Annotated in this window: 9 protein-coding genes; 8 read left to right on the top strand and 1 reads right to left on the bottom strand. The window is 63.9% G+C overall.

Annotated elements, in window-relative coordinates:
* Positions 1-128: 128 nt before the first annotated feature.
* Genes ACF8E5_RS06845 through ACF8E5_RS06835 form a run of 3 tightly spaced genes read left to right on the top strand, consistent with a single transcriptional unit; the run spans position 129 to position 2,585 of the window.
* Positions 129-1,148, top strand: a complete 1,020-nt coding sequence (locus tag ACF8E5_RS06845) for an aminoglycoside phosphotransferase family protein (RefSeq protein ID WP_392475060.1) — start codon at positions 129-131, stop codon at positions 1,146-1,148.
* On the top strand, positions 1,145-1,816 hold the full coding sequence (gene murU, locus ACF8E5_RS06840) for an N-acetylmuramate alpha-1-phosphate uridylyltransferase MurU (RefSeq protein WP_392475059.1): 672 nt from the start codon (positions 1,145-1,147) through the stop codon (positions 1,814-1,816). Before ACF8E5_RS06845 ends, murU begins: the two co-directional genes overlap by 4 nt.
* A 1-nt stretch (position 1,817) precedes the next feature.
* Positions 1,818-2,585, top strand: coding sequence for a TerB family tellurite resistance protein (locus tag ACF8E5_RS06835; protein WP_392475058.1), 768 nt, complete (start codon positions 1,818-1,820; stop codon positions 2,583-2,585).
* Between the two features lie 42 nt (positions 2,586-2,627).
* On the opposite strand, the gene ACF8E5_RS06830 is transcribed toward ACF8E5_RS06835, so the two are convergent.
* Positions 2,628-3,623 (bottom strand): alpha/beta hydrolase family protein, encoded by a 996-nt coding sequence (locus ACF8E5_RS06830; RefSeq protein WP_182138686.1) that lies wholly within the window; start codon positions 3,621-3,623, stop codon positions 2,628-2,630.
* A gap of 95 nt (positions 3,624-3,718) precedes the next feature.
* Here ACF8E5_RS06830 and ACF8E5_RS06825 point away from each other — a divergent pair, with 95 nt between their 5' ends.
* The 5 genes from ACF8E5_RS06825 (at position 3,719) to ACF8E5_RS06805 (ending at position 10,559) form a co-directional block, all read left to right on the top strand.
* The gene (locus ACF8E5_RS06825) at positions 3,719-6,121 is read left to right on the top strand and encodes a PAS domain S-box protein (protein ID WP_392475056.1); all 2,403 of its coding nucleotides are present in this window, start codon (positions 3,719-3,721) and stop codon (positions 6,119-6,121) included.
* Positions 6,118-6,747 (top strand): response regulator transcription factor, encoded by a 630-nt coding sequence (locus ACF8E5_RS06820; protein ID WP_058603047.1) that lies wholly within the window; start codon positions 6,118-6,120, stop codon positions 6,745-6,747. The genes ACF8E5_RS06825 and ACF8E5_RS06820 overlap by 4 nt, the downstream gene beginning before the upstream one ends.
* 303 nt (positions 6,748-7,050) lie before the next feature.
* Positions 7,051-8,175: an ABC transporter ATP-binding protein gene (locus ACF8E5_RS06815; RefSeq protein ID WP_058603048.1), complete on the top strand. Its 1,125-nt coding sequence runs from the start codon at positions 7,051-7,053 to the stop codon at positions 8,173-8,175.
* A gap of 41 nt (positions 8,176-8,216) precedes the next feature.
* Positions 8,217-9,251: an ABC transporter substrate-binding protein gene (locus ACF8E5_RS06810; protein ID WP_058603049.1), complete on the top strand. Its 1,035-nt coding sequence runs from the start codon at positions 8,217-8,219 to the stop codon at positions 9,249-9,251.
* A 60-nt stretch (positions 9,252-9,311) separates the two neighbouring features.
* Positions 9,312-10,559, top strand: a complete 1,248-nt coding sequence (locus tag ACF8E5_RS06805) for an ABC transporter permease (RefSeq protein ID WP_058639599.1) — start codon at positions 9,312-9,314, stop codon at positions 10,557-10,559.
* Positions 10,560-10,565: the final 6 nt, after the last annotated feature.

Genomic DNA, 10,565 nt, shown 5'->3' with positions numbered 1-10,565 from the left:
TATTAGTCCGGGCTTCCTGCGTGCCATCTGCCCGCGTGTGGGGCCGCACGCCTCTCGATGGTCTGAAAAAGATGCTGGATAATAAAGCATGACCCGCTTGACGGCTAGGGCCGTCGGAGACCCTTGTAATGCCTGAACACGATGTACGCCTGCAGCAACTGTCCGCGTGGCTCGACCAGCAACTCCAAGACCTTTTCCTGCGCCAGGCCTGGGGCCCGGTGCCGGCCGGCAGCCTGACGCCTGCCAGCAGCGACGCGAGCTTTCGCCGCTATTTTCGCTGGGAGGGCGCAGGGCACAGTTTCGTGATCATGGATGCACCGCCGCCCCAGGAAGATTGCCGACCGTTCGTCGCCATTGATCACCTGCTGGCCAGTGGCGGTGTGCATGTGCCCGTGATTCATGCCCAGGACCTTGAGCGCGGTTTCCTGTTACTGGGCGATCTGGGCCGCCAGACCTACCTGGACGTCATCAACGCCGACAATGCCGATGCCCTGTTCGCCGATGCCATCGATGCCTTGCTGGCCTTGCAGGCGCTGCCCATGGACGCACCGTTGCCCCGCTATGACGAGGCACTGCTGCGCCGGGAAGTGGAACTGTTCCCCCAGTGGTACGTGAAGCATGTGCTTGGCCTGGCGTTCGACGAGGCCCAGGCGGCAGCGTGGCAGCGGTCCAGCCAGTTGCTGATCGACAGCGCCCTGGCCCAGCCGCAGGTGCTGGTACACCGCGACTACATGCCGCGCAACCTGATGCAGAGCGCCCCTAACCCCGGCGTGCTGGATTTCCAGGATGCCGTTTACGGCCCGGTCACCTACGACATCACCTGCCTGTTCAAGGATGCGTTCCTCAGTTGGCCGCAAGCGAGGGTCGAAGGTTGGCTGCGCGATTACTGGCACAAGGCCAAGGCCGCAGGCGTACCGGTGCAGGGCACGTTCGAAGCCTTCCAGCGTGCCAGCGACCTGATGGGCGTACAGCGCCATCTCAAGGTGATTGGCATCTTTGCCCGCATCTGCCACCGTGACGGCAAGCCCCGTTATCTGGCCGACGTACCGCGCTTCTTCGCCTATATAGAAGAAGTGATCGGCCGGCGGCCGGAGCTTGCCGAGCTGGGCGAGCTGATTGCTGGCCTGCAAGCGGGAGCGCGTGCATGAAGGCGATGATTCTGGCAGCAGGCAAAGGCGAGCGTATGCGCCCGCTGACCCTGCACACGCCCAAGCCGCTGATACCGCTGGCGGGGCGCCCGCTGATCGAATACCACCTGATGGCCCTTGCCGCGGCAGGGGTCACCGACGTCGTGATCAACCACGCCTGGCTGGGCAAGCAGATCGAGGACCACTTGGGCGATGGCAGCCGTTACGGCTTGCGTATCGCCTATTCCCCTGAAGGCGAACCGCTGGAGACCGGAGGCGGTATCTTCAAGGCCTTGCCTTTGCTGGGAGATGCGCCGTTCCTGTTGATCAACGGTGACATCTGGACCGATTACGATTTCTCGCGCCTGCAGGCGCCGCTGCAAGGGCAGGCCCACCTGGTGCTGGTGGACAACCCCGGGCATCACGGCCAAGGCGACTTTCGCCTGGCCGGTACCCAAGTGGTCGATGGGGACGATGCGCCCGGTACGTTGACCTTCAGCGGTATTTCGGTGCTGCATCCGGCGTTGTTCGAAGGCTGCAAACCCGGCGCCTTCAAGTTGGCGCCCTTGCTGCGCCAGGCCATGGCCAGCGGCCAGGTGAGCGGTGAGCATTTTGCCGGGCACTGGGTCGACGTGGGCACCGTCGAGCGTCTGGCCGAGGCCGAGCGTCGGCTGGGCGAGCACCGCTGAGATGTGGTGGCCAGGCACGTTGATCGGGGCTGGGGCAGGGTTTGCCATCGCCAGCATTCCTGGTGCCCTGCTCGGTGCGCTGGCGGGGCAGATGATGGACCGTCACCTGCGCCTGCAAGGCTGGGACGATGTGCGCGAGCGTTTGGGCGGGCGTCCGGCGCCAAGGGACGAAGAGTTGCTGTTCGTGCTGCTGGGGCGCCTGGCCAAGAGCGATGGGCGTGTGGTCGAGCAACATATCCAGCAGGCTCGGCAGGAAATGGCCCGGCTGAACCTGGATGAAGCGGCCAGGTTGCGGGCGATCGATGCCTTCAATCGGGGCAAGGGTGGCAAGGAGCGGTTGGGCAGCTATCTGCGCCGGATCCGCCAGCAGCCCCATGGGGCGGAAGGCACCTTGCGCGCCAGCTGGCGCATGGTCTGGGCCGACGGCAAGATGGGCAACAAGGAGCGGGAGCTGCTGCTGGACTGGGGGCACAAACTGGGCATGAGCCGGCGCCAGGTGCAGGCCATGTCCCAGGAGTACGAACCTCGTCGAACGGCTGGCATGGCAGGGGTCGGCATGACCTATGCAGCCGCGATGCGCCTGCTTGGCGTGGACACCGACACCGAGGGCGCGCTTGTCAAACAGGCTTATCGGCGACTGGTCAGTCGTCACCACCCGGACAAGCTGGCCGGCGCCGGCGCCAGCGAGGCGCAGCTACGCGAAGCCACCGAGCGAACCCGCGAACTGCACCAGGCTTACGCGCTGATCCGTAAGCGCCGCGATTTCTAGCCGGGACCGAGCGCCGGCAGAGATCCTGCCCTGCCCGTACAATCAGGGCTGCATCCAGCCCCGCACGCGACGAAACAACTGTTCCTGGTCGGCGGCCTGATTGCCCGGCATGGCGATCAGGGACAACTGGCGGTATTGACTGTCTTTCTGCCGCTTGCTGGCCTGCAGGCGCTGCATGGCAGCGTTGCGATCAGCGCTGCGGGTCACGTAGTAGATGTCAGCCGTGGGCACTTTCAGGGTGGGCGTCAGGCTCTCCAGGTCATGCTCGACACGCGCCGGTGTCTGGGCGGCAACCATGACCAGCTTCTGCACCTCTGGCGGCTGCTTTTCGCTCAGGTAACGGGCTGCCCAGTAGGCGCCACTGCCATGGCCGATCAGCACGATGCTGCGGGCATTGTGTTGCTGGGCGAACGCGACGGCGGCGTCCAGGCGGGCGAAAATGCGCTCGGCATCGGCGGGGTCGGCCTGCTGGCTGGCAGCTTCGGCATCGGTCCCTTGTGCCGCTTCGGGCTCGGCAGCGGTGGCTTGCGCCACGTTGGCGTTGGCGTCGGCAGGTTCGTCCTTGGCAGGCGCCGTTTGCCCATCGGCCTGAGCAGGCGCCGTGGCAGGCTTGGCCTGCACACGCGCCAATGGGCTGTCGAGCAGCAGGTCAGGCAGGCTTACGCTCAGGCTGTGCCAGCCCACATCCGGGAATTTCTGGCGCAGGGGCCCCACGGCGTTGGGCCAGTCGGCCGTTTCGCCGGCCCCTGGCACGATGATCACCGCGCCCTGCGGGTCGCTGTCGTTGGCGGGTTTCCACAACGCCAGGAAGCTGTCGGCACCGGCTTGCAGGGTCTGCTGTTCGGCCTTGGGCACGCGGCGTTCGAGTGCCTGGGCGTCCTCCTGGCTGCGCTCGATCAGGGGCGGGCGCGAGGGCGTAGCTTCTGCTGCGGGCGGTGTCTCGGGCGGGGTAGCCGGTGCGTCGTCAGCCCGCGCCGCCACAGGAAGGAGCGAGACCAGGCAGCACATTGCCAGCGTCGTGCGATAGAGTGTGAACATGTCTCAACCCAAAGCCAGAATGATACCGGCAGCGTAATGGTATTTGCCCGTTACGGCCACGGTCGATGGCCGCCCCTGTGTGGACGAACGTGTAGATGAAGCGAGTGCATCGCCTGTTGATGATCGGTTGCCTGTGGCTGCCGCTGATGGTCATGGCAAGGCCTGAGACGTTGCCTGGCGTCACACTGGAGCCGACGCAGCAACAATGGCTCGAGACCCATCGCAGCTTGCGCGTGGGGTTGGTATTGCAAGCCCCCTATGCCCAGTTCGACCGCCGCCTGCAGCAGCTGTACGGGGCTAACGTGGAGCTGGTGAGCAGCTTGGCCAAAGTGCTGCATCTGGACCTCACGTGGCGCTATTATCCAGACCAGGCCAATCTCGAAAGGGCCTTGCAAGCAGGGGAGATCGACTTCGCGCCAGGTTTGACCCAGACGCCGGCCACCTTGCGCCTATGGTTATTCAGCGACCCCTACATGCGCGTGCCGCAGTTGATCGTGGGCCCCCGCAACGCGGCGCTGGGCGTTGAGCTGGAAAAACTGGACGCCGCCCAGCGCGTGGCCGTGCGCATGCCCGGGGTTCTGGCCAATTACCTGCGCGCCAACTACGGCAACCTGAACCTGCAGGGCGTACCGAACGACCGTGAGGCCCTGCAACTGGTGCTCGGAGGGCAGGCCAGCTACGCCGTCATGGACGAGGCCCAACTCAGTCGTCTGTCCCGTGAAAGCGAGTTCAGCGAACTGGCGGTGGTGGGGGATATCGGCCTGCCGCAGCTGCTGCGCATGGGTTCTCGGCCAGACTGGCCACTGTTGGCCGGGGTGCTGGAGCGTGGTTTGCAGGCACTGCCGGCCAAAGAACTGGAACAGCTGCATCAGCGCTGGTTGCAGCCCAGGTATCCCAGGATCAGCGAGTCGCCGGGGTTCTGGCAAAACCTGGCCTTGTTACTGGGGCTGTTGCTGATCTGCGCGTTGATCACCCTGGTATGGCAGCGCCGCCAGCAGAGCCAGCTGGAGCGCAGCCTGTTGGCCACCCGTGAGCGACTGGTAGAGCGGCATGCGCGCGATGAAGCCTCGCGCCTGAGCCAGTTCGCCATCGACCAGAGCACCGTGGGTATTCTCTGGGTCAACTGGGACAGCCATGTGCGCTATGCCAACCCGGCCGCCGAGCGCATGCTGGGTTATGGCGAAGGCGCCTTGCTGGAAAAGCCGTTGGGGGACTTCGAGCCCTCGTTGAGCATGGAACGCTGGCTGGACCTGTGGAAAGGTGCGCGTTCAGGCGACAGCGGTGTGGGGCAGTTCGAAACCCGATGCCTGCGCGCTGACGGTCGTCTGCTGCCGGTGGAGCTGTCTTTGAGTTTCCTGCGGTTTCGCGATGCGGAATACCTGGTGGTGTACCTGGCCGATGTCACCGAGCGCCATCGCGCCACGGCTGCCTTGCGCGAAAGCGAGGCACGGCTGAAGGGGATCGCTGGCAACGTACCAGGGCTGGTGTTTCGCCTGGAACGAGACCCCGCTGAGGGTGGACTTGAATTTCCCTATGTCAGCGAGGGAAGTGAAGCATTGGTGGGCTATACGCCTGGCGAGATCCAGCACCCACAGATGGGGTTGCGCAACCTGGTACATCCCGACGACCGCGCCGATTATCACCGGGTGCAAGACCTGGCGCTGGCCAATGAGCAGGACTGGGCCTGGCAGGGGCGCATCCTTACGCGTCAGGGCGAGCAGCGCTGGGCCGATATCAAGGCCAGCACCCGGCGCCTGGGCAACGGCCAGCTGGTCTGGGACGGGGTGGTCTGGGACATCACCCAGGGCAAACGCGCCGAGCGGGCCCTGGCCCGTTCCCAAGAGCAGCTGCGCGAACTCTCGGCGCACCTTGAAAGCGTGCGCGAGGAGGAAAAAGCCCGAATCGCCCGCGAGGTGCACGATGAGCTGGGCCAGATGCTGACCGTACTCAAGCTTGAAGTATCCATGTGCGAACTGGCCTTTGCCGAACTGGACCCCGGCCTCAATGAGCGGCTGACCACCATGAAGCGTCTGATCAGCCAGTTGTTTCAGCTGGTACGCGATGTCGCCACGGCACTGCGCCCGCCCATTCTGGATGCCGGGATTGCCTCGGCGATCGAGTGGCAAGCCCGACGCTTCGAGGCGCGCACCCAGATTCCTTGCCTGGTACAGGTTCCTGACCATCTGCCGGCGTTGAGCGACGCCCGGGCAACGGGCCTTTTCCGTATCCTTCAGGAAGCACTCACCAATGTGATGCGCCACGCCCAGGCGCACAGTGTGGAAATCGAGCTGGTGCGCGAGGCCGGGCAGTTGCGCATGACGGTCAGTGACGACGGGCAGGGTTTCTGCCCAGACCGGCCGCGCCCCAGCTCGTTTGGCCTGGTCGGGATGCGCGAGCGGGTATTGATGATGGGCGGCAGCATGGTGCTGCACAGTGAGCCCGGCGACGGCACGCGCTTGAGCGTAGCCATTGCCCTGGAGCAGGAGGAGCGAACGTGATTCGAGTGCTGGTGGCCGAGGACCACACCATTGTCCGGGAAGGGATCAAGCAGTTGATCGGGCTGGCCAAGGACATGCAGGTGGTAGGGGAAGCCGCAAACGGCGAGCAGTTGCTCGACAGCCTGCGGCACACCCGGTGCGACGTGGTGCTGCTGGATATTTCGATGCCGGGCGTGAGTGGACTGGAAGCGATCCCGCGCATCCGTGCCCTGCACGATGCGCCTGCGATCCTGATGCTGTCGATGCATGACGAGGCGCAGATGGCAGCCCGCGCCCTGAAGGCCGGAGCGGCCGGATACGCGACCAAGGACAGCGACCCGGCATTATTGCTGGCGGCGATACGCCGGGTAGCCGGTGGTGGGCGTTACATCGATCCGGCGCTGGCAGACCGCATGGTGTTCGAAGTGGGCCTGACCGAATCCAGGCCTTTGCACACCTTGCTGTCGGAACGGGAGTTTTCGGTGTTCGAACGCCTGGCCCAGGGCGCCAACGTCAATGACATCGCCCAGCAACTGGCGTTGTCGAGCAAGACCATCAGCACTCACAAGGCGCGCCTGATGCAGAAGCTGAAAGTGAATTCGCTGGCCGAGCTGGTCAAGTATGCGATGGAGCACAAGCTGATCTGATTGCGACATTCGCGGCCGCGCCATCGCTGCCGTGACCCGGTGCCTAGACGAAGGCTGCCAGCCTGTATCTTCCGCCGCCTGCAGCGCCGCTGCCTGCATAGGCGCGGTCTTGCGCTCAAGGGCTGGCGGTCAAGCGCCTGGAACTGTGTGGGCCTGTGTTCTGAAAGCGCCATGCTTGTAGGGCGTTCCCTACAACAAATCTTCCATCCGGACGATGGCATTCTCTCTGGGCGCCCGATTTGCGGGGGGATGCGGCTCTTCTACGCTTTGCCCCACGCAGTCATCCAACAATAAGGTGCAGGCATGAGCGAGGCGAAGTCGAACGCTGCCACCGGCGAAACGCTGGTCAGCTTCCGTGGTGTGCAGAAGAGCTACGACGGCGAGTCGCTGATCGTCAAGAACCTCAACCTCGACATCCGCAAGGGCGAGTTCCTCACCCTGCTGGGGCCTTCCGGGTCCGGCAAGACCACCAGCCTGATGATGCTCGCTGGCTTCGAGACCCCCACCGCCGGGGAAATCCAGCTGGCCGGTCGCTCCATCAACAACGTACCCCCGCACAAGCGCGATATCGGCATGGTGTTCCAGAACTACGCCTTGTTCCCGCACATGACCGTGGCCGAGAACCTCGCGTTTCCCCTGACCGTGCGCAACCTGAGCAAGACCGATATCAGCGAGCGGGTCAAACGGGTATTGAACATGGTTCAGCTCGACAGCTTCGCCAAGCGCTACCCGGGCCAATTGTCCGGTGGGCAGCAACAGCGCGTGGCCTTGGCGCGGGCGTTGGTGTTCGAGCCGCAACTGGTGTTGATGGACGAGCCACTGGGCGCGCTGGACAAGCAACTGCGTGAACACATGCAGATGGAGATCAAGCACATCCACCAGCGCCTGGGCGTGACCGTGGTGTACGTGACCCACGATCAGGGCGAAGCGCTGACCATGTCCGATCGGGTGGCGGTGTTCCACCAGGGGGAGATTCAGCAGATCGCCGATCCACGCACCCTGTATGAAGCACCCAGCAATACGTTCGTCGCCAACTTCATCGGTGAGAACAACCGGCTCAACGGCACCTTGCTCACCCATGACGGTAACCGCTGCCAGGTGCAGTTGGCGCGCGGCGAGCGGGTCGAGGCCTTGGCTGTAAACGTGGGCCGGCCAGGCGAAGCGGTCACCCTGTCGATCCGTCCGGAGCGGGTACGGCTCAACGGCCACAGCGAGCACTGCGCCAACCGCTTTTCCGGCCGCGTGGCCGAGTTCATCTACCTGGGCGACCACGTGCGCGTTCGTCTGGAGGTGTGTGGCAAGGCCGACTTCTTCGTCAAGCAGCCCATCGCCGAACTCGACCCGGCCCTGGCCGTGGGCGATGTGGTGCCACTGGGTTGGGAAGTAGAACACGCCCGTGCACTGGATCCGATCACCGAAGCCCATTGATGGTTTGCAGCACCAACCCTGAACTGTGGAGAGAATAATAAATGCGCAAGCAGTTGAAACTGACCGCCCTGGCCCTTGGGCTGTTCGCCGCTGGCCAGAGCATGGCTGCGGACCTGACCGTGGTGTCGTTCGGCGGCGCCAACAAGGCTGCCCAGGTGAAGGCGTTTTACGAGCCGTGGGAAAAGGCCGGCAAGGGCAAGATCGTCGCCGGTGAGTACAACGGTGAAATGGCCAAGGTCAAGGCCATGGTCGACACCAAGAGTGTCTCCTGGAACCTGGTCGAGGTGGAATCACCCGAACTGGCCCGAGGCTGCGACGAGGGCATGTTCGAAGAGCTCGACCCTGCGCTGTTCGGCAACGAGGCCGACTACGTGCCAGGTGCGATCCAGCCTTGTGGTGTCGGCTTCTTCGTCTGGTCGACGGTGCTGGCCTACAACGCCGACAAGCTCAAGACCGCCCCGAGCAGCTGGGCCGATTTCTGGGACACCGAGAAATTCCCAGGCAAGCGCGGCCTGCGCAAAGGCGCCAAGTACACCCTGGAATTCGCCTTGATGGCCGATGGTGTGGCGCCCAAGGACGTGTACAAGGTGCTGGGTACCAAAGAAGGCGTGGACCGCGCCTTCAAGAAGCTCGACCAGCTCAAACCGAGCATCCAGTGGTGGGAAGCCGGCGCCCAGCCGCCGCAGTACCTGGCCTCGGGCGACGTGGTCATGAGTTCGGCGTACAACGGGCGCATCGCTGCCGTGCAGAAGGAGAGCAACCTGAAGGTGGTGTGGAACGGCGGCATCTATGACTTCGACGCCTGGGCGATTCCCAAGGGCGCCAAGAACAGCGACGAGGCGAAGAAATTCATCGCCTTCAGCGTGCAGCCTGAACAGCAGAAGGTGTATTCCGAAAACATCGCCTATGGCCCGGCCAACAGCAAGGCGGTCGACCTGCTGTCCGAAGAGGTCAAGAAAGACATGCCGACCACGCCTGAGAACATCGCCAATCAGGTGCAGATCGACGTGGCCTTCTGGGCGGACAACAGCGAGCAGCTGGAGCAACGTTTCAACGCCTGGGCGGCGAAGAAGTAAACGTCCAGTGCAAGGGGCCGCGCGGCGGCCCCTCTTTCAGTGTGTATCGTGGAGTTCGCCATGGCCATTGCAGTGCCCCTCAACGAAGGCGCCGGTCCTAATCTCAAACAGCGCCTTAAACACGCCGAGCGGGTCAACCGCTGGAAGGCCCAGGCGCTGATCGCGCCCCTGGCGCTGTTTCTGCTGCTGGTGTTCCTGGTGCCGATCGCAGCCTTGTTGTACAAGAGCGTCGGTAACCCGGAAGTGGTCGCCGGCTTGCCGCGCACGGTCGATATCATCACCCAGTGGGATGGCAAGGGCCTGCCGGGCGAGGACGTCTACAAGGCGTTGAGCCAGGACTTGGCCGAATCGCGCAAGAACCAGACCCTGGGTGACCTGTCCAAGCGCTTGAACATGGAGCTGGCCGGCTACCGCAGCCTGTTGGCCAAGACCGCACGGGCGCTGCCCTTCAAGGCCGAGCCTGTCTCCTACAAGGACGGCTTGCAGGCGCTGGACGAGCGCTGGGGCGACCCCGCCTATTGGCAGGCGATTCGCCGCAATACCAGTACCCTTACACCTTTCTACCTGTTGGCGTCGCTGGACCACCGTATCGACGACCTGGGCGAACTGGCCAAGGCCACGCCGGACCAGGCCATCTACCTGGATATTTTCACCCGCACCCTGTGGATGGGCGTGGTGATCACCGCCATCTGCCTGGTGCTGGCCTATCCGCTGGCTTACCTGCTGGCCAACCTGCCGACACGCCAGAGCAACCTGTTGATGATCCTGGTCCTGCTGCCGTTCTGGACCTCGATCCTGGTAAGGGTGGCCGCGTGGATCGTGCTGCTGCAGTCCGGCGGGTTGATCAACAGCGCGCTGATGGCCATGGGCATCATCGATCAGCCGCTGGAGCTGGTCTTCAACCGCACCGGCGTGTACATCTCGATGGTGCACATCCTGCTGCCCTTCATGATCCTGCCGTTGTACAGCGTGATGAAAGGTATTTCCCCGAGCTACATGCGCGCTGCCATTTCCCTGGGCTGCCATCCGTTCGCCAGCTTCTGGCGAGTGTACTTCCCGCAGACCTATGCCGGGGTAGGTGCCGGGTGCTTGCTGGTATTCATTCTGGCCATCGGCTACTACATCACGCCTGCGTTGCTGGGCAGCCCGAACGACCAGATGGTCAGTTATTTCGTGGCGTTCTACACCAACACCAGCATCAACTGGGGCATGGCCACCGCGCTGGGCGGTCTGCTGCTGCTGGCCACCGTGCTGCTGTACCTGATCTATAGCTGGCTGGTCGGCGCCAGCCGCCTGCGCCTGAGCTGAGGAGCC

Origin of the sequence: Pseudomonas sp. WSY_20 (genome assembly GCF_043104335.1) — a bacterium.
In the GTDB taxonomy this organism is placed as follows: domain Bacteria; phylum Pseudomonadota; class Gammaproteobacteria; order Pseudomonadales; family Pseudomonadaceae; genus Aquipseudomonas; species Aquipseudomonas parafulva_B.
The sequence above is the reverse complement of the archived record's forward strand: the minus strand, read 5'-3'. Positions and strand labels throughout refer to the sequence as shown.